General features: G+C 69.9%; 16 protein-coding genes and 1 tRNA gene. 10 read left to right on the top strand and 7 right to left on the bottom strand.

The features are described 5' to 3' along the window. Nucleotides 1-48 precede the first annotated feature (48 nt). Nucleotides 49-627 carry a cysteine dioxygenase gene (locus tag ACQQ2N_RS14040; RefSeq protein ID WP_440222203.1) on the top strand — a complete coding sequence of 193 codons (579 nt, stop codon included), beginning with the start codon at nt 49-51 and terminating at the stop codon, nt 625-627. A gap of 37 nt (nt 628-664) precedes the next feature. Beyond that, nucleotides 665-750 (top strand) — tRNA-Leu (locus ACQQ2N_RS14035). A gap of 272 nt (nt 751-1022) precedes the next feature. Here ACQQ2N_RS14035 and ACQQ2N_RS14030 read toward each other — a convergent pair. The 4 genes from ACQQ2N_RS14030 to ACQQ2N_RS14015 are packed head-to-tail and all read right to left on the bottom strand — an operon-like array spanning nt 1023 to nt 6500. Continuing rightward, the gene (locus ACQQ2N_RS14030; RefSeq protein ID WP_440222202.1) at nt 1023-2204 is read right to left on the bottom strand and encodes an NAD(P)/FAD-dependent oxidoreductase; all 1182 of its coding nucleotides are present in this window, start codon (nt 2202-2204) and stop codon (nt 1023-1025) included. Beyond that, on the bottom strand, nt 2201-3499 hold the full coding sequence (locus ACQQ2N_RS14025; protein ID WP_440222201.1) for a dipeptidase: 1299 nt from the start codon (nt 3497-3499) through the stop codon (nt 2201-2203). The genes ACQQ2N_RS14030 and ACQQ2N_RS14025 overlap by 4 nt, the downstream gene beginning before the upstream one ends. Before the next feature lie 11 nt (nt 3500-3510). Beyond that, nucleotides 3511-3993, bottom strand: a complete 483-nt coding sequence (locus ACQQ2N_RS14020) for a nuclear transport factor 2 family protein (protein ID WP_440222200.1) — start codon at nt 3991-3993, stop codon at nt 3511-3513. Nucleotides 3994-4025: 32 nt separating this feature from the next. Beyond that, the gene (locus ACQQ2N_RS14015; RefSeq protein WP_440222199.1) at nt 4026-6500 is read right to left on the bottom strand and encodes a TonB-dependent receptor plug domain-containing protein; all 2475 of its coding nucleotides are present in this window, start codon (nt 6498-6500) and stop codon (nt 4026-4028) included. Nucleotides 6501-7189: 689 nt separating this feature from the next. On the opposite strand from ACQQ2N_RS14015, the gene ACQQ2N_RS14010 reads away from it, so the two are divergent. Continuing rightward, entirely contained in the window at nt 7190-7894 is a 705-nt protein-coding gene (locus ACQQ2N_RS14010) for a PP2C family protein-serine/threonine phosphatase (protein WP_440222198.1), read from the top strand. A 136-nt stretch (nt 7895-8030) separates the two neighbouring features. On the opposite strand, the gene ACQQ2N_RS14005 is transcribed toward ACQQ2N_RS14010, so the two are convergent. After that, nucleotides 8031-9290: a sialidase family protein gene (locus tag ACQQ2N_RS14005; protein WP_440222197.1), complete on the bottom strand. Its 1260-nt coding sequence runs from the start codon at nt 9288-9290 to the stop codon at nt 8031-8033. 141 nt (nt 9291-9431) lie between these two features. On the opposite strand from ACQQ2N_RS14005, the gene ACQQ2N_RS14000 reads away from it, so the two are divergent. From ACQQ2N_RS14000 to ACQQ2N_RS13970, 7 genes are all read left to right on the top strand, one after another. After that, complete coding sequence (locus ACQQ2N_RS14000) at nt 9432-10988, top strand: hypothetical protein (protein ID WP_440222196.1); 1557 nt, start codon at nt 9432-9434, stop codon at nt 10986-10988. Nucleotides 10989-11040: 52 nt separating this feature from the next. After that, nucleotides 11041-11517, top strand: a complete 477-nt coding sequence (locus tag ACQQ2N_RS13995; protein WP_440222195.1) for a hypothetical protein — start codon at nt 11041-11043, stop codon at nt 11515-11517. A gap of 71 nt (nt 11518-11588) precedes the next feature. Continuing rightward, complete coding sequence (locus ACQQ2N_RS13990) at nt 11589-12593, top strand: PhoH family protein (RefSeq protein WP_440222194.1); 1005 nt, start codon at nt 11589-11591, stop codon at nt 12591-12593. After that, nucleotides 12590-13453, top strand: coding sequence for a hypothetical protein (locus tag ACQQ2N_RS13985; RefSeq protein WP_440222193.1), 864 nt, complete (start codon nt 12590-12592; stop codon nt 13451-13453). The genes ACQQ2N_RS13990 and ACQQ2N_RS13985 overlap by 4 nt, the downstream gene beginning before the upstream one ends. Before the next feature lie 4 nt (nt 13454-13457). Further along, entirely contained in the window at nt 13458-13973 is a 516-nt protein-coding gene (gene ybeY / locus ACQQ2N_RS13980; protein ID WP_440222192.1) for an rRNA maturation RNase YbeY, read from the top strand. Between the two features lie 81 nt (nt 13974-14054). Continuing rightward, nucleotides 14055-14444 carry a VOC family protein gene (locus tag ACQQ2N_RS13975; RefSeq protein ID WP_440222191.1) on the top strand — a complete coding sequence of 130 codons (390 nt, stop codon included), beginning with the start codon at nt 14055-14057 and terminating at the stop codon, nt 14442-14444. 80 nt (nt 14445-14524) lie between these two features. Continuing rightward, nucleotides 14525-16264, top strand: a complete 1740-nt coding sequence (locus tag ACQQ2N_RS13970) for a hypothetical protein (RefSeq protein ID WP_440222190.1) — start codon at nt 14525-14527, stop codon at nt 16262-16264. 33 nt (nt 16265-16297) lie between these two features. Here the strand turns inward: ACQQ2N_RS13970 and ACQQ2N_RS13965 are convergent, their stop codons facing one another. Both ACQQ2N_RS13965 and sucD read right to left on the bottom strand, forming a co-directional pair. After that, the gene (locus tag ACQQ2N_RS13965; RefSeq protein ID WP_440222189.1) at nt 16298-18487 is read right to left on the bottom strand and encodes a bifunctional serine/threonine-protein kinase/formylglycine-generating enzyme family protein; all 2190 of its coding nucleotides are present in this window, start codon (nt 18485-18487) and stop codon (nt 16298-16300) included. A gap of 206 nt (nt 18488-18693) precedes the next feature. Then, a complete protein-coding gene (gene sucD, locus ACQQ2N_RS13960) occupies nt 18694-19566 on the bottom strand; it encodes a succinate--CoA ligase subunit alpha (protein ID WP_440222188.1) in 873 nt (290 codons plus the stop codon). Nucleotides 19567-19571: the final 5 nt, after the last annotated feature.

The raw sequence follows: 19571 nt of genomic DNA, 5'->3' as shown, positions 1-19571 counted from the left end.
CACCTTCCGGCCCCGCGCCGGCACCCGATTCCGCGAGGACCCCGCCGCATGCTCGCACTCGATTTCCCCGGTTCGCGCCACTTCGTCGACACGCTCGACGCGGCCGTGCGCAACGACTGCGCCACCGCGATCACCGACGCGCTGCGCAACAGCCTGTGCCGCCTCATCCGCGACGACAACGTGCGCCTGCCCGGCTGCGTCTACGAGGCGGTCGACGACCACTACGCGCGCCGCGAGATCTACCGCAGCGACGAATTCGGCTACAGCGTCATCGCGATGACCTGGGGCCCCGGCCAGGGCACCGCGATCCACGACCATGCCGGCATGTGGTGCGTCGAAGGCGTCTGGCACGGCCAGATCGAGGTCACGCCGTACGAACTCGTCGAACAGGCCGAAGGCCGCTACCGCTTCGAGCCGCGCGGCACCACGCTGGCCGGTCCCGGCTCGGCCGGCAGCCTGATCCCGCCGCACGAGTACCACACGATCCGCAACCCTAGCGACGACGGCGTGGCCGTGTCGCTGCACATCTACCGCGGCTCGATGACCTCGTGCTCGGTGTTCAAGCCGGTCGGCGACAACTGGTACGGCCGCGACCAGCGCCAGCTCTCGCTGGACCGCACGCACTGAACCCGACGCGCGGAGTCGCGTATACTCCGCGCCCCGTGCCGAAGTGGTGGAATGGTAGACGCGACGGACTCAAAATCCGTTTCTGGCAACAGAGTGTGGGTTCGAGTCCCACCTTCGGCACCATGGATTCCCCGACGAAGCCCCGCCTTGTGCGGGGCTTCGTCGTTCCGGCGTCCGCACGAGCATCTGTCGCAGCGAATACCACGCGGTCGTGCGATACGTCAGCGTCATGCACGTTCGCGGCGGCGAACGCTGCTGTGGACGTGGCACGTCGGCACGACAGGCGCTCCCTCTCCCCTGCCCCTCTCCCGCAAGGGGAGAGGGGAACGGCCCGTCATCGCGTGGCAAGGTCCGTTCCCAGCCTGCCTCCGGGGCGATGTCGTGAAGCGGACCGACTACGCGAACCGCCCGGGTCGGAACGGCGCGAGCGCCTCGATCGCGATGCCGTCGAGGATCTCCTGCGCGGCAAAGCGGCCGATCGCGGGGGCGAGCGTGATGCCGCTGTGGGTCACGGCGACGTAGAGCTGTGCGACCTTCGGCGCGAAGCCGAGCACCGGGAACGTGTCGGACGGCAGCACGCGCTGGCCGAAGCTCACGCGTTCGATGCGCGCATCGGCGACCTGCGGCAGCACGCGCGCGGCCGCGCCGAGGATGCGGCGGCCCTGCTCCTCGGGCGTGCCCGCGCTGGCCGAGCCTTCGTGACCGCTGCTGCTGACGATGCGGCCGTCGCGGGTCTGCCGGATCGTGCTGCCCGGCGAGAACACGACGACATCGAGCAGGCGCGGTTGCGGCGCGGTGTGCACGAGCACGCCCTGCGACGCGGTCAGCGGCAGCGCGACATCGAGCGACTGCGCGAGCGCCTGGCTGCCGAGACCCGCGGCAAGCACGACGGCATCGGCGGTCACGTCGCCGTCGCGCGTGCGCACGCCGCGTACACGGCCGCCGTCGACGAGGAAGCCGGTGACATCGACCGGATGGCGCACGACTGCGCCGAGACGCCTGGCGCGATCGAGCAGCGCGTCGACGGCGCCGACCGGATCGACCGCGCCTTCCTCGTCGTAGAACGCGCCCGACACGAGCTTGCCGGGCACGACTTTGGGCGCGAGGCGGCGCAGGTCGTCGGCATCGATGCGCTCGCCGCCGTAGCCCCAGCCCTGCACGATGCGCAGGGTCGACTGCAGCTTCGCCGAGGCTTCTTCGTCGTCACGCCAGTAGGCTGCACCGCCCCATTGCAGCGGCAGCTCGGCACCGGCCTCGTGCTGCCAGCGTCGCCAGCCGGCGAGGCCGAACGCGTTGAGGTCGAAGTACGGCTTCGACGACGACTTGGTCGAGGCGTTGAGGTAGGCGAACGAATCACCGGTCGTGCCTGCGGCAGGCTTGGACTTCTCGAGGATCGTCACCTCGGCGCCACGGCGCGCGAGCTCGTAGCCGATCGCGGCACCGAGGATGCCGGCGCCGACCACGACGACCTTGCGCGACGGCCGCGCCGCGAGCACGTGGCGGCCCCAGCCTGCCGCGAGCAGCGACGTCCCGAGCAGGCCGAGGATGCGGCGGCGATCGAGCGACGTCGCGCTCACGGGGCCGGTTTCGCGAGCGACTGCACCTTCGCCCAGACGCTCAGGAAGTTGCCGCCCCACAGCTTGGCGATGTCGGCCTCGCTGTAGCCGCGCTTGAGCAGCTCGGCGGTCACGTGCGCCGATTCGCCGACGTCGTTCCAGCCGGTCACGCCGCCGCCGTGGTTGAAGTCCGACGAGATGCCGACGTGGTCGACGCCGATCCTGCCGACCACATAGTCGATCTGGTCGACGTACTCGGCGAGCGTCGCGCGATAGGCCGCGGCACCGGTGACCGCGTGGAACGCCTTGCTGTAGCGCTCGAACTGCTCGGCGGTGAGCACCTTGACGCCCTTCTCCGTCAGCGGCTGCACGCCCGCGATGCCGGGCTCCTCGGGCACGCCGTGCTCGCGGCGGATCGCGTTGAGCTTGTCGATCGCCTCCTTCGGCAACGGGCGCACCCACGAGCTGTACGCGTTGACCGCGACCACGCCACCGTTGCGCTGGATCGCGAGCAGCTGCGCGTCGTCGAGGTTGCGCGGGTGGTCGATGATCGCGCGCGCATTCGAATGCGTAGCTACTACCGGTGCGCGCGTCGTCGCGAGCACCTGCGCGAGCGCGGCGGCCGAGAGCTGCGAGACATCGATGACCACACCGAGGTCGTTGAGGCGTGCGACGGCCTGCTTGCCGAGCGGCGACAGACCGCCGTGCTCGCCGAGGCGATCGCCGCGCAGCAGGTTCGGGCGCGACGAGTCGGCGAGGTCGTTGTTGCCGTTGTGGGTGAATCCGACGATGCGCACGCCCTTCGCGTGCCAGGCATCGAGCTGGGCGAGGTCCTTGCCGATGAACTGCGCGTTGAGGATCGCCGGCACGATCGCGAAGCGACCCGAGGCCTCGATGCGCTCGAGCTCGTCGGGCGAGCCTGCGATCGCGGCCTTGTCGGGATGCGCCGACGCGATGCCCTGAAGGATCGCGAGCTTGCGCTGCGCCTTCTCGTTCGTCTCGCGCACGCCGTCGGGGGTGCGTGCGGCCTGCGGCACGAAGATCGCGATGACCGCACCCTTGAGCGGTGCGCGCGCGGCCTTGGCGAGATCGAACTGCGATGCACCGTCGCGCGTCGCATCGAGGTCGCCGCTGTCGAAATCGAACGGGATGTCGAGGTGGTTGTCGAGGCTGGTGATGCGCTTCTGCAGCGCGTCGGCGCGCGCCTGCAGGTCCGGCACCACATCGGCGGCATGGCCGAGCGACGAGGCGAACACGACCGCCGCGGCGAGCAGCGTGCGACGGAACGACGGGATGCGCGAGAATGGCGTGGTCATGATCGCGGCCCTCACTGCGGCTTGCGCGTGAGCTGGCGCGCGACGAGCTGCCAGCCTTGCGGACCTTTCGTCCACACGTCGAGACCCGGCAGCACCGCGAGGCGCACGGCCTCGCCCTTCGGCTTGACGTGGAACGTGTACGTGCCGGTCACATAGGCGACGTCGCCGTAGGCGCGCACCGCGAGATCGGTCACGTCGACCGCGGTGAAGTCGCGGTCGGGCGAGATCGTGCGGTCGATCTGCTGCTGCTTGGTGAGCACGCCGCCGTCGGTGTGGCCGTAGCTGAGGTCGTCGTGGTAGGCGCGTTCGAGTGCGGCGCGGTCCTGGCGCACGACGGCTTCGCGCCACGCGTCGATCGCGGCGACGACGTCCCTGCGGACCGCCGGCGTGACGTGTTCGCGCACGGGCGTGAGGGTTTCGGCCGCGGCGTCGCGCGGCAGCGATACGGTGGCCGCGAGGGTCGCGGCAAGGGCGAGCACGAGCGAGGTCTTCATGCGTGGTCTTCCGGAAGAATGAGGGTTCGGTATCAGAACGAGGTGTCGAGGCGCGCGTAGTACAGGCGTCCGCCGCCGCCCTCGGGCGACAGGCCCGAGTACAGCGCGACGACCGGATTGCGCAGCGCCGGAATGACCGCGTCGGGATGGCTGTCGAACACGTTGTCGACGCCGAGCGAGACCTTGAACCGCTCGGACAGGCGCGCGCCGGCACCGAGATTGACGACGACCTGCGGATCGAAGGTCTGGTCGAGCGCCGCGTTGCTCGTGTGCCGCGTCTGGTACTGGCCGTAGCGCACCGCCGAGAAACTCGCGTCGAAGCGGCCGACCGAGTAGTCGGCGGCGATGCGCGAGAACGAGCGCGGGTTGGCCTCCTCGATCAGCGCCGAGGATTCCCGGCCGATCAGCACGAGGCCACTGCCGGCGAGCACCGAAGGCGTCGGCTTGCGTCCGGTGATATGCGTCTCGTTCCAGTTGTAGCCGGCGCTGAGGTCAAGGCGCTGGTCGCCACCGAAGCGAAGCGAGTAGCGTGCCGTCGCATCGATGCCGCGCGTGCGCGTGTCGGCACCGTTGGTGAAGTACTGCGCACCCGAGTAGGTCGGGAAACCCGCGTCGGTGAGCACCTGGCGCACGAGTGCGCCGGTCAGCGTCTCCGACAGCACGATGCGATCGTCGATCGTGATGCGGTAGACGTCGACCGTCGCCGAGAAGCGGTCGGTCGGCGTCCACACGAAACCGGTCGACACGTTGACCGATTCCTCGGGCGTCAGCGGCGTCGCACCGAGCGCACGCGCGACCGCACTGTCGACTCGCGCGAGGCGGTTCGTCGCGAGCACGCCGTTGGTGATGTTCGGGATCGTGCGCGAGTACGCCGACTGGCCGAGCGACGGTGCGCGGTAGCCCGTGCCCGCGCTCGCACGCCAGGCGAACGTCGGCGTGAACGCGTAGCGCAGCGCGAGGCGGCCGTTGCGTGTCGATCCGAAGTCCGAGTAGTCCTCGACGCGTCCGGACACGGTGATGCGCAGCTTCTCGGTCAGGTCGTTCTCGGCCTCGAGGTAGGCGCCGTAGACGTTGCGCGACAGGCGGCCGGCATCGTCGGGCGAGAAGCCGCCGAAGCCCTGCGACGCCGGCGTCGAGACATTGCCCGCGTTGGGACCGTCGAGGATCGGCACGCCGCCGTTGGCCCACGAACCGTAGTCGCCCTCGAACACCTCGTAGGCTTCGTGGCGGTAGGTCAGGCCGCCCGCCACCTGCAGCGGCGCCGACAGGAAGCCCGGCGTGAACGCGCGCGTCCAGTCGAGGTTGAGGCCCGACTGCTCGTTGAGCAGGTCGCCGGTGTCGAAGCGCGTCGGGCTGTCGAGGCCGAGGCTCGCGTTGTTGGTGTTGGAGACGACACTCTCGACGCGGTTGCGGCCCCAGGTGCCGCTGAGATCGAAATCACCGGCGCGCTCCGAACTCCAGCGCAGGCCGAACGTCGCCGAGGCGTCGGTGGAATCGATGTCGAGCCACGGCTGGAAGCCGTCGGGGAACAGGCCACGCACGGTCTGGTCGGAGTTGGGCTGGCGCAGGTTGCCGAAGCCCTCGTCCTTGCGCTGGCCGTAGCTGCCGAAGCCGTAGAACGTCACGCCGCCGTGCGTGGTCTCGCCGTTGAAGAACAGGTTCTGGCGCTCGCTCGCGCCGCTGCCGTAGAACCAGTCGCGGTTCGGGTAGCTCGCCTCGCGCGGATCGTTCGGGAAGTACATGCGCCGCGTGTCGGGCACCGACAGGCGCGTGCGGCCGATGTCCCAGGCATCGAACGCGACCGTGAGGAAGCCGTCGCCCGGCAGCGTGAAGCCGACGTTGCCGTCGATGCTGTAGGTCTCGCCGTCACCCTGGTCGTAGCGCGCGCTGGCCACGCCGATCTCGCCGCCCTGCGCGCGGTCCTTGAGCACGATGTTGACGACGCCGGCGACGGCGTCGGAGCCGTATTGCGCCGAGGCACCGTCGAGCAGCACCTCGACGCGCTCGATCGCACTGATCGGGATGCTGTTGAGATCGACGGTCTGCGCGCCCTTGGTGGCGCCGCTCGACGCGTTGAGCTGGGCGGAGGCGTGGCGGCGCTTGCCGTTGACGAGCACGAGCGTCTCGTCTGCGGCGAGGCCGCGCAGCGCCACGCCCTTGACGAAGCTCGCCGCGTTCGACGACGGCGCCGAGGTCGGGAAGTGGAACGACGGCACGGTCTTCTGCAGCGCCTCGCTGAGCGTGCGCGAGCCGGTGCCCGACAGCTCCGCGCCGCTGACGACCTGGATCGGCGCGCTGGCCTCGAGCACGGTGGCCTGGCCACTGCGCGAGCCGACCACGACGATCGGGTTGAGTTCGGTGCCGCTGCCATCGGGCGCGGCGGGTTCCTGTGCCTGCGCCTGCGGCAGCGCGGCGAACACGCCGGCCAGCGCGAGCGCGAGCGGCGTGGGATGGAATGACGATGTCCTGGCCTTCTTCGCAACAACCTCCTGTTGTCCGACTCGCACGGAAACCCGCTTGTGCACCCGCTACCCCTTTCGATCGCGCGTGCCGGCATGCACGCCATGGACGGGATCGTCATGCGGAGATCGGCCGACGCGTGCAGCGCGATGGCCGGTGCGTGGAATGCACGATCCGTGACCCGTCGCCGGCGAGACTAGGTGCTGCACCGCGGCACCCGAAGTTCCATTCGCTGATATGCACATTCACGCCGGAGGCGTTACGGCACCGTAACCGCGCTTTCGTTGCGGATGAAAGGATGGACGTCCATACGTCCGTTTTCCTTTCGCATCACGGACCTGCGTGTCCCATGCGGGCGAAGCACGCGTGCCCGGGGGCCATCCACGCGAGGCCGTGCGGGCGACGCGCCACATGTGACGCTGCGGAAGCATGTCGCGACGACCTCGCGTCCGCGAAGACCTGACGCGCCCCGCGAGGCCGCCACGCGCGAGCCCGCGCTGCATCACGTTGCGCGTCGGCTCACGCAGCGACGATCCGATGCCCGTGCGCGGGGCCTGCCGTGCCGTGCACGACGATGGCGGAACCCGCTCCTGCCGCGCCGCACAAGGCCCGGGAAGGCCGAACCTTGCGCCGGCCCCGCCGTGCGCGGCATGATGCCGTGCCTCCAGGCGGAGCCCCAGGGGTCGGGGCGTCCAGTGCTTTCCTGGCAACCCCTCATCAGGCTCGCCCATCGCGCATGATCGAATTCGGCCACAGCACCCACGTCGGTTTGCGCCGCGAGCACAACGAAGACACGTACTACGCGGATGCCGACCTCGGCGTGTGGCTCGTCGCCGACGGCATGGGCGGCCACGAGCATGGCGAGGTGGCCAGCGCGATCGCCCGCGACACGCTCGTCGGCGAAATCGGCAAGGGCACCCCGCTCGTGCGTGCGGTGCAACTCGCCGACGAGGAGATCATCCGCCACTCGAACCGCCGCAGCGAAGCGCTGCCGATGGGCACGACGATCGCGACCATGCGGCTCGTCGGCGACAGCGAGTTCGAGATCGCATGGGTCGGCGACAGCCGCATCTACCTGTGGAACGGCGGACTCAAGCAGATCTCGCAGGACCATTCCTACGTCCAGGAGCTCATCGACCAGGGCGCGATCACGGTCGAGCAGGCGCGCAGCCATCCGCACCGCAACGTGGTGACGCAGGCGCTCGGCGTGACCGATCCGCAGTCGCTGCGCGTGGAGACCGTGCGCGGCGAGTTCCTGCCCGGAACGCAGATCCTGCTGTGCAGCGACGGCCTCACCGAGGAAGTCGGCGACGCCGAGATCGCCGCGATCCTCGCACGCTCGGAGTTGTCCGCGCAGGAATGCGTCGACCAGCTCATTCTCGCCGCTCTCGACGGCGGCGGTTCGGACAACGTCACCGTCGTGCTCGTGCGCCGCCGCTGAGCGGCGGCGACGGCTCCTTTCCGGCACCGCATCGCCACGGCGGAATCACCCTGCGCGCCCGGGGGGCGCCTGGGGTCCGAAGCCTCGATCCACACCACTTGTCGCTCCGGCGCAGGCCGGGGCGACGAGGTTCTTCTCAGCGTACCGACACACCACGCAGGCGCGTCGCACCGTCGACGACATCGGTCCAGACCAGCCACGCGGTACCGTCGTGCGCGACGAGACGCGGCAGGCCGCTCGCACGGCCGCGCGCGGCGAGCGACGCGACCACGGCCGCGTGCATGACGCGGCTGTCCTTTCGGGCGAGCTTCGCGAGCCACAGCTGCTGGCCGTCGCGGCCACCATCGCGTTCAGCGAGCCAGGCGGCCCACACGTGATCACCCTCGCTTGCGAGCGCGACACGACCGAGCCCGCCCTCGCCATTCGCGAGCGACGTCGGCGCATCGAACGTGTCGCCCGCATCCCGTGACCGCGCGAGGCGCAGCGACGGTGCGCCATCGGCTTCGGTGTACCACGCCACCCAGACCTCGTTGCCTGTCGCGGCAACGGCGGGACCATTGACCGGGCAGCCCGCGAAGCGCCAACCATCGGCATGGACATCGCGTGGTACGGTCCATCGATCGTGCTCGAAGCGCACAATCCGCGTGTCGCGGATCTCGCCGTCGCTGCGTCCGCGGTAGACGATCACGGGACCACGCGACGTCGATGCCGCCGCGGTCGTGCAGCAGTCGCAGGTCGAGGCATCGAGCATGCGTTCGTCCGAACGCGCAGTGTCCGCGCCGAACGTCGCGGCGCGCAGCATCATGCGGCCCGCCCCCTCGCCGTGGTCGTGGGCGGCATGCGCGTCGTCGGGTGCCTGCTTGGCGCGGCTGTCGAGCCAGGCAAGCCCGAGCGTGCCGCGCGAGCGCGCCCACATCGCGACGAAGCCGTAATCGTTGCGCGCCCCTTCGGGTTCGATGCGGATCGGCGCCGACCAGCTCGCGCCGTCGTCGCGCGACTGCACGAGCGCGATGCCGTAGTCGTACACGGCCTTGCCGTTGCGGCGTAGCCAGTGTGCCCACAGCGTGCCGTCCGGCAGCGCGAGCATGTGCGGCGTGTCGGCCCAGTTGACGAACCAGCCACTGCCCTGCGCGATCGTGCGTGGCGCCGACCAGATCGAACCCGAGGCGGTCGCCTGACGCGAGAAGCGCAGGGCGTGCACACCGTCGCCGGTCTTTTCGGTCCATGCGAGCAGGACATCACCGCGCGGCGTGATCGACAGATCGGGCTGAGAGCTCGCGGATGCGGCCGGCGGCATCGGCCAGTCGCGCACGTCGAACGTCGCGGCATGGCTGAACGTCGCGGCGATGACGAACACCGACATGGCCACATGCGCCGACACGCCTCGTCCCGTCATGCCCAGCCACCTCGCGAAGGAGAGCACCGAGTCTAGCGCGCATCATCGGACACGCCGCGCATGGACCGATGCGGCGCACATTGTCGTTTCGTCCTTCCGACCGGCCCGCATACCGCGGCCATCGCCATGAAGGACGACCCCATGACGCGCGGCAACCTCCATCTTCCCTCGCGATCGCGAGCCCTTGCATCGAGGCTGGCCGTGCTGCTGCTCGCGCTGCTGGCATGGCCGTCGGCCTCGAACGCCCAGTATGGTTTCGATCTTCGTTTCTCCGCGCAAGGCTATGTCTACGACGCGTTCGGAGTGGGATCGGCTCCCTCGCTGGGCGCAGGCAATCGCCATGTCGTGCTGCCGAATGGCGACATCGTCGTCGCCGGGCGAGTGCGCCTCCCCAACGACACGGTGCAGCCGTACTGGAACATCGGCCTCGCACGTTACAAGCGGCTCGGCGGCTTCGCGTTCTGGAACGGACCCACGACCAACCCGTACCGGCTCGACGAGAGCCACATCGTCTACCCGAACCTGCCCAACGGCGGCACCGGCGACACGAAGATCGAAAGCGTCGACGACATCGCCTACGCCGACGACACGATCTTCGTGCTCGTGACACGCGTGCTCAGCGCGTCGCCACCCGACCGCGACGCGGCGATCGTCGTCTTCAACGGCGACGGCTCGTTCCGGCAGAACCTCAGCGTCATCGCCGCGAGCGTCGACGAGTTCGGACGCAGGCTCGACGTGCGCACGACCAACCTCGTCGCCAAGCCGGTCACGGTGACGATCCTCGCCCAGCGCCAGGCACCCGGACCGCGCATGGTCATCGCCAAGTACAACGTCGGCAACAACGGCCTGCTCGCCGCGGATCCGGGATTCAACTCGGGTGCCCCCTTCGAGGTTCCGATCGGCACGGCCTGCGCGGGGACCAATCTTTGCAACCTCGAGGCCGCGGACATGGCGCGACCGTTCCGCATCGGCGGTGGCGATGCGATGCCGATCTACGCGGTCGGCGCGGTCCAGCGCAACGGCGCGGACTGGGACTACGCGATCACGAAGGTGACCGCGTCAGGCACGCTCGACACGAGCTTCGGCTTGGGCGGCGTGCGTTACGTGCCGTTCGACGAGGCCGCCAGCGACCGTGGCGACTTCGGAAGAGCGCTGCACGTCGACGGCGGTGTCGGGCCGAACCCGCAGGACACGTTGTTCGTCGCCGGCAACGTGCACCGCAGCTGCACCAACGGCATCGGTATCGTCGGCTTGACCGGCAACGGCCTCGATCTCGGCGGTTTCGGCAGCAACGGGCGCGTCGTGATCGGCGGCTCGAACGAGACAGGCTCGCTCTGCGCGCAGGAGCCTGCCCACACTGTCTGGTCGCTCACGCGACAGGACGGCGAGCTGGCGGTCGCCGGACTCGTCGACACTCCCAACCAGGGCGGCGGCATCGACACCGACGGACTGCTCGTTCGCATCGATCGTGCAAGCGGCGCCTTGCGCAGTCTCGATGCGATACCCGCCGGCGACGCCAACGGGCGCTTCGGTCGCGTACGCCTGATCGGCATCAGTCCCGTCGGCGAGCGGCAATACATCGTGTCGGGCGAGCTCACGGATGTCCCGCTCGTGGGATCGGGCTATGTGTCCGCACGCCTGCAGCCGGCCGACCGGCTGTTCTGGGACGGTTTCGACGTGTCGCACCTCGAGCAATGACGTACCCAGCCACCTTCCGCATGTTTACGCCACGAGGACATCCACCGTGCACATGAAGCACAGCCTGTTGCTCACCCTGACGCTCGCGAGCCCGTCCGCCTTCGCCCTCGAAGCCGCCTGCGAGCCGATCGTCGCCGCCTCGGAACGCACCGCCGCGCAACACGCGCGTCACAGCGTCGCCGACGACGCCGACGGCACGCGCATGGAGGCGATCGTGCTGGACGGCGCGTTCTACGTGTCCGTCGACGGCAGCTGGAGGCGCATGCCCGTGGACCTGCGCGCCACCGAGCGCAGGATCAACGCGGGCATGCGCGACGGCAGCATCGCCTTGTCGGGCTGCCGTGCCGAAGGGCGCGCCACGGTCGACGGGATCCAGACGTCGGTGTTCGCCTACCGCGTCGCGTTGCGTGGGCAGATCCAGGACGAGGCGCGCCTGTTCGTCGGCGATGACGGGCTCGTGCACGCGTTGTCGTCCGGTGGCCACAAGGTGCGCTACCGCTACAGCGGCGTCACCGCCCCGAAGCTCTGACGGCCATTCCGTTCACCCTGGGGGTTGCCGCGCTGGCGGCCCCCGGGGCGGCGCGCTACCCTCGCGCGCCTATGACCGACTCCAACCGTTCCGACTTCACGCTCGAGCCCGACGACGGCGAGCGCCTCTCGAACCTCGCCGGCCCGTTCGACGAGCACCTGCGCCAGATCGAGCTGCGCCTCGGCGTCGAGATCGCCAACCGCGGCAACGTGTTCCGCGTGACCGGCGATCCGAAGACCGTGCAGATCGCCGCGCGCCTGCTGCGCCACCTCTACGCGCTCACCGCGACCGACGTGCTCGACGCGCATGCCGTCAACCTGCATCTGCAGGAGTCGGGTGTCGAGGCGATCGCCGCCGAAGCGGCCGAGGGCGCGCAGGAGGTCGCGGTCAAGGTCAAGCGCGGCACGATCCGTGGCCGCGGCCCGAACCAGGCGCGCTACCTGCACGCGATCGCGACCAACGACATCAACTTCGGCATCGGACCGGCCGGCACCGGCAAGACCTACCTCGCCGTCGCGATGGCGGTCGATGCGCTCAACGACAACCGCGCGCAGCGCCTGATCCTCGTGCGCCCCGCGGTCGAGGCCGGCGAGAAGCTCGGCTTCCTGCCCGGCGACCTCACCCAGAAGGTCGATCCCTACCTGCGCCCGCTGTACGACGCGCTCTACGAGATGCTCGGCATCGAGCGCGTGACCAAGCTCATCGAACGCAACGTCATCGAGATCGCGCCGCTCGCCTACATGCGCGGACGCACGCTCAACGACTCGTTCGTGATCCTCGACGAAGCGCAGAACACGACGACCGAGCAGATGAAGATGTTCCTCACGCGCATCGGCTTCGGCTCGGTCGCGGTGATCACGGGCGACGTGACCCAGACCGACCTGCCGCGCCACATCAAGTCGGGCCTGCGCGACGCGATCGAGGTGCTGCGCGACGTCGACGGCATCAGCTTCACGTTCTTCAACGCGAAGGACGTCGTGCGCCATCCGCTCGTGCAGCGCATCGTGCGTGCCTACGAGTCGCGCGAGGATGCCGTGCAGGCGGCCAAGGCGCTGGCCGGGAACACGACGCCATGACGCGCGCATCGTTCCTCGCCGCGGTACTCGTCGCGATGCCGGTGATCGCGGGCGCGCAGACCTACAGCGGTCCCGAGAGCGTCGAGTACCACGCGCGCCTGGATCGTCACCTCGTCAGCAACACCTCGGGGGGCCGCGGGATCCTCGCACGTGCGGCCGACGGCACGCTCTCGACGTTCACGAGCGCACCGACGTCGCCGTACGGCATCGAGCTGCTCGCCGGCACGCTGTTCGCGCTCGACAGTGGCCGCGTCAAGGGCTACGACATCGACACGGCCGCGCCCGTGCTCGACCTGCCGCTGGCGGGCGCATCGTTCCTCAACGGCATCACCTCGAACGGCGTCGACACGCTCTACGTCAGCGATTTCAGCGGCCGCCAGCTCTACACGATCAACGTGGCCAACCTCGCCGCACCGGTCGTATCGACGCCCGTGTCGACCGGTTCGATCACGCCGAACGGCCTCGTCTACGACCGGACCGGCAACCGCGTGCTCGTCGCGACCTGGGGCAGTTCGGCCCGCGTGCTCGCCTTCGACCCGGTCGCGGGCACCACGCCGACCACGCTGATCCAGACCTCGCTCAACAACATCGACGGCATCACGCTCGACTGCAACGGCTCGATCGTCGTCGCCGCGTGGAGCGGTTGCGGCACGTCGGGCGGCTGCCTGCGTCGCTTCGATCCGCCGTTCTCGACGACGTCGCCGGCGCTGACCGTCGCGAACGGCCTCTCGAATCCGGCCGACATCGATTTCGCGTGGCGGCACGGCCAGATCGGCGTACCCGAATCGGGCGCCAACCGCGTCACGATCATCAGCGACGCCTGCGAAGGCTCGGTGTTCTACAGCGACTTCGAGCGCTGACGCGATGGCCACGCGCAAATCCGCATCACCTCCACGCGACGCGAAACCCGCCGCGGCCACGCCGCTCGTGTTCGTGCGCAACGAGACCGCGCGTGCCGGCGTGCCGTTGACCGCGACGTTCACGCGCTGGATCGAGGCCGCATTGCGCGGCGCCGGCCGGCGCAAGCGCGCCGAGGTCAACATCCTCGTCACCGACGGCGAACGCGGCCGCGCCTACAACCGCCAGTTCCGCCAGCGCGACTACGCGACCAACGTGCTGAGCTTCCCGTACGAGCCGATGCCGCACGAGAAGACCGCGCTGATCGGCGACCTCGTGATCTGCGCGCCCGTCGTCGCAATGGAAGCGATCGCGCAGGGCAAGCGCTCGCGCGACCACTGGGCCCACATGACCGTGCACGGCGTGCTGCACCTCGTCGGCCACGACCACATCGATGATGCCGATGCGGAACGCATGGAAGCGCTCGAGCGACGCATCCTCGCGGGGCTCGGGATCGCGGATCCCTACGCAGGCGAGCGTTGACGACTCCGTCGGACACATGGCGCGGTCCGATGACGTGCCATGCGATGATCAAGGCGGTTCCACGCCGAGGTGAACCTGTCCATGCACACCGAACCTGCCCTGTCCTCGATCCGCCAGATCGCGATCACCGTGTCCGACGTCGACGCCGCGCTCGCGTTCTACCGCGACATCCTCGGCCTCGCGTTCCTGTTCCGCGCGGGGCCGCAGCTCGCGTTCCTCGATGCGGACGGCGTGCGCCTCATGCTGACGACGCCGCAGGGCGCCGGCCAGGTCGGCGCGAACTCGATCCTGTACTTCCGCGCGACGGACATCGTCGCTGCGCACGACGCCTTCGTCGCGAGAGGCGCCGTGTCCGAGCGCGCGCCGCAGCCCGCCGCACGCATGCCCGACCACGAGCTGTGGACGGGCTTCCTGCGCGATCCGGACGGCAACCTCGTCGGGCTCATGGAAGAGAAGCCGTTGTCGGCCTGAGGCGTACCGACGCATGCGGCGCGGGTTTCGGACGCGGAACCGCGTAAGAAGTCCGCAATCCTTTGCAGCGGAGCCTGCGCATGCCCTTTTCCCTCGTCCGGCCGCCATGCCTCGGACGCCTGCTGATCCCGCTCGCCGTGCTCGCGGCGGCGCCCGTGCACGCGGCCGAGTACTTCCTCGTCGGCCTGGTGGATGGCCATTCGCGCTGCCAGTACGCCTCGATCCAGGCCGCCCTCAATGCGGCCGCGGCGAACGGACCGGGGCTCGACTACATCATGGTGTCCAACACCGTGGCGCATACGGTCCAGGCGTTGCGGATCGGCGCGCAGTCGGTGCTGATCGAAGGCGGCTACGCGAACTGCGACCTTGACCTCGACGACCTGCAGCCCTACGCCGACATCGTCGGCAACATGAGCGATCCGGTCATCCGCATCGAACCGCTGGCCGCGGGCAACCACGAGGTGCGCCTGAGCAAGCTGCGCGTGCGCAGCGGTGGGCGCAGCGACGCCAACGGCGGCGGCGTGCGCGTGGCCACCTCGACCAACGCGCACGTGCGCCTGTCGCTCGAGGGTGTGGAGATCACCGGCAACCGCGCGCAGTCGGGTGGCGGCCTGCACGCGCAACGCGGCGGCAGTCCGGCCGGCAACTTCTCGGTGACGCTGCATCCCGGCACGCGCGTGCACGACAACACGGCCGCGAGCAACGGTGGCGGCCTGAGCCTGTGGGGCGGCAACACGTTCATCGCCGCCGACGACGTGCGCATCGACAACAACCGCGCGAACGGCGCGGGCGGCGGCATCGCCACCATGGGCGACACGTACATCGCGACCGGCAACCCCGACATCGACCGCTACCCACCGCGCAAGGACGTCGGCGGCGCGCGCATCGAGAACAACCGCGCATTCACGGTCGGCGGTGGCCTGTATCTCGCCGGTGCCGGCACGACGATGGAAGCCCGCGAGATCATCGTCGACGGCAACCGCGCCGAAGGCGGTGGCGGCGGCATCGCGGTCGCCAACGACGCGATCCTCACGCTCGTGCGCGAGTATCCGAACGCGTTCGGCTGGTACTGCCCGGCCAGCGTCGAATGCACGCGCATCAGCAACAACCAGGTCGGCGACGGCACCTCGATCGGCACGATGGGCGGCGGTATCGCCGTGTACGCGAACGCCATCGCCAACCTCGTCCAGACCATCGTGCGCGACAACCGCGCGCAGGATGCCTCGGGAGCACTCGTGGACGGTGCCAACGCGCAGCTGCGCACCGATGGCGCCGTATTCACGGGCAACCTCTCGTACGACTCGCCGAGCGTGGCCAGCGCGGTCATCCGCATGCGCTACATGTCGCCGAACGTCGTGCCGAAGACACGCATCTTCTACTCGACGTTCGCCGGCAACACGCGGCGCGCGACCGACAGCACGCTCAAGCCCGCGATCGACATCATCGGCGTGCAGGGCGTCAGCCTGCAGGTCGCCAGCTCCACGTTCCACGATGCCGGCATCACGATGTACAGCGAGTGGAGCGGCGACTGCCTGATCGCGAGCCTCGGCACGTCGTTCTCGTCGAACGGCATCATCCATCGCCGCTCGACCACCGACCGCCCGCCCGAACGCATCTTCCTCGCACCGGCGCAGCGCGACTGGCGGCCGCGTTTCGACTCGCCGATCACCGACGTCTGCGACACGCTCAACGCGCCACCTCAATACCTCGACCGCGACCTGCGGCCGCGTTGCCGCGACGAGGTGAAACCCGATCGCTGGGGCATCTGCGATGTCGGCGCGTGGGAGAACGACCAGCTGTTCGCGTCCGGGGTCGACTGACGCGCGTCACCGGCGCCTGCAGCGCGCGGTGGATCAGGGCTCGCGCACGAGCCTGAAACCGACGTCGTCGAAGCCACGCTCGGCCGGGATCGTGCGCGTCGCGTCGAGCGCGTCGGCCGGGCCGCTGCGCCACGAGCGACCGACCACGAGGCGCCGCGCGCATGCCTTTCCCGAGGCTGCGTCGGCGCAATCAGCCGTCCATTCGGCGACGTTGCCGAACACGTCGTGCAGGCCGTAGGCATTCGCGCGGGAACGGCCCGCCGGCGCCGTGTGCGCGCGACCGTCGCCGCAGGCATGGCGCGTACCGCCGGCTGCGCTGCTGTCGGCGACATTGCCGAGCTCGCAGGCGCCACCACGCGCCGCGGCGAGCTGCGCGGCGTGGCGCCATTCCACGAGCGTCGGCAGGCGGTAGCGCTTGCCGGTGCGCTGCGACAGCCACGCCGCATAGGCCTGTGCGTCGTCGTGCGCGACGCAGACGACGGGCTCGTCCCTGCCCTGTGTGAAGCCGGGGTCCTTCCAGTCGCGACGGTCGAGCAGGCGCAGCGGCGACAGCATGCTCCGGCAACGCCCTGCCGCGCGACCTGTCTGCGTCGCGAAGGTCGTGTAGTCGCCCAGCAGCACCTCGTCGCGCATGACGTAGAGGCCGGTGGACGACCCCTTGCGCGGCGGCACGAACAGCAGCGGAGGCCCGTTGCCGTCGCGCGTGACGACGCCGGTGCGTGGCATCGCCGCGAGCGCCGTGCGCATGGGCGCGAGCACGTCGTCGGTCGCGCCGAGCGTGGCCGCGAACGCGAGCCACGCGGTCGTGTCATCGGCGTTCCAGGCAGCGACCTGCGCACGCGCGCGCTCGACGGCGAGCGGTGCAGCACGCGCGGGCAAGGCTTCGAGCGCAGGCGATCCACGCCGGCCCGCGGCATCGGCGACGAGTCCGATCTGCTCGTGGCGTTCGCGCACCTTGGCGAGGCTCTCGCGCGGCAACGCGGCGACGAGCGCATCGGCCGCAGCGGTGAAAACCTTGTCGAGCCCTGCGGTCGCGCCGGCGTGGCCCGGTGCGCGGCGCAGGATGTCGAGGTAGGTCTCCGAAGCATTCGCGCCGGCCGGTGCGAACCATGCGCCCGCCTCGGCGTAGGTGCGCGCGGCCACGAGCTCCGCCGCGAACGCGTCGTCCGCGGCGGACGCACCTGCCGCATTCGCCTCGGGCACGAGGCCGATCGAGACCGGCTCGGGTGGCGGCTGGTTCACGCGCCAGGCCTGCGGCAGTGCGAGCGTGACGACCGACACCGCGACGAGCGCACCGAACGCGACCAGCAGCGCGGGCGGCGACGCGCGCACGAAGCTGCGCGCGCGACCGACCGGTCCCTGCGCGCGGCTCAGGTGGCGGCGCACCGGCTCGAGCCCGCGCTGCATCGCCTGCGCGTTGCGGAAGCGCTGCTCGGGCTTCTTCGCCATCGCCTTGTCGACGAAGGCCTGCCAGTGCGCCTTCTCGGGCGGCAGGTCGGGCACCGGATCCTGCGCGTGCATGAGCGCGAGGGCGAGCGGATCGCTGGAATGGAACGGCAGCACGCCTGTCAGCAGTTCGTACGTGAGCACGCCGAGGCTGTAAAGATCGGCACGGCCATCGACCGTGCCCGCGCGCGCCTGCTCGGGGCTCATCTGCGCACCGCTGCCGATGACGAGGCCGTCGCCGGTCACGCGCGACATCGCCTGGTCATGCGCGAGCGCGATGCCGAAGTCGGCCAGCTGCGGGCGGTCGGCGTTGTCGAACAGCACGTTCTCGGGCTTGACGTCGCGATGCACGATGCCGCGTGCGTGCGCGTAGCCGAGCGCATCGAGCAGCGCCGACACGAGCGCGGCGAGGCCGGCCTCGTCGTCGCGGTAGTCGCGCATGCTGAGGTCGCCGCGCGCGAGGTACGGCATGACGTAGTAGAGCTCGCCGTCGAGCGTGCGGCCGACCTCGTGGATGCCGACGATGCCGGGATGCTCGAGCTTGGCGATGATGCGCGCCTCGTGCTCGAAGCGCAGCACCTGCGCCTCGTCGACGTGGCGCAGCGGGCGCATGACCTTGATCGCGACCTCGCGGTCGAGCGATTCCTGCACGGCGAGGTAGACCATCGCCATGCCGCCGAGGCCGAGCCGGCGCACGACGCGATAGCCCGCGATGCGCGGTGCATGCGGCATCGCGTCGGGCGGCTCGATCGTGCGTTCGGGGTCGATCGCGATCACGGCATGGCCTGGACGTCCGGGTGGCCGGGGACACGAACGGCGCGAATCGGATGACGGCAGCGTGGATCCCCTGGCGCGCAGCCTAACGCAGTCCCGCGACGCCGCCGTGAACGGCGGCTGTGCACGCGGCGTGCGCGCGGTCGCAGAAACGGCGAAGCCGCCGGATCACTCCGGCGGCTTCGGCCTTCGTCACGTGGCGTGCAGGCTTACTTGAGCAGGCCCGCGAGCGTCTTGCCGAGGTCGGCGGGCGACTTGACCGTCGTCACGCCGGCCTTCTCGAGCGCCTCGAACTTGGCCTTGGCCGTGCCCTTGCCGCCCGAGATGATCGCACCGGCGTGGCCCATGCGCTTGCCGGCCGGGGCCGAGGCACCGGCGATGAACGACACGACCGGCTTCTTGACGTACTCGGCGATGAACTCGGCCGCTTCTTCCTCGGCGCTGCCGCCGATCTCGCCGACCATGATGATGCCCTCGGTCTGCGGATCGTCCTGGAACAGCTTGAGGCAGTCGATGAAGTTGAGGCCGTTGATCGGGTCGCCGCCGATGCCGATGCAGGTCGACTGGCCGAGGCCCTCGTTCGTGGTCTGGAACACCGCTTCGTACGTGAGCGTGCCCGAACGCGAGACGATGCCGACCTTGCCCGGCTTGTGGATGTGGCCCGGCATGATGCCGATCTTGCACTCGCCCGGCGTGATGACGCCCGGGCAGTTCGGCCCGATCAGCACCGTGTCCGGGTAGCGCTTGAGCACGTTCTTGACGCGCAGCATGTCGAGCACCGGGATGCCTTCGGTGATCGCGACGATCACCTTGATGCCCGCGTCGGCGGCCTCGAGGATCGCGTCGGCCGCGAACGGCGGCGGCACGAAGATCATCGACGCGTCGGCGCCGGTCTCGGCGACCGCGTCGGCAACCGTGTCGAACACGGGCAGCTCGATGTGCGTGGTGCCGCCCTTGCCCGGCGTGACGCCGCCGACCAGCTTGGTGCCGTAGTCCAGCGCCTGCGTCGAGTGGAACGTACCCTGCTGGCCGGTGAAGCCCTGGGTGATGACCTTGGTGTTCTTGTGGATCAAAACGCTCATGGATT

This window comes from Dokdonella aquatica (genome assembly GCF_051987395.1).
In the GTDB taxonomy this organism is placed as follows: Bacteria; Pseudomonadota; Gammaproteobacteria; order Xanthomonadales; family Rhodanobacteraceae; genus Dokdonella.
Note: the sequence above shows the minus strand (reverse complement) of the source record. Positions and strands in the feature narration are given on the sequence as shown.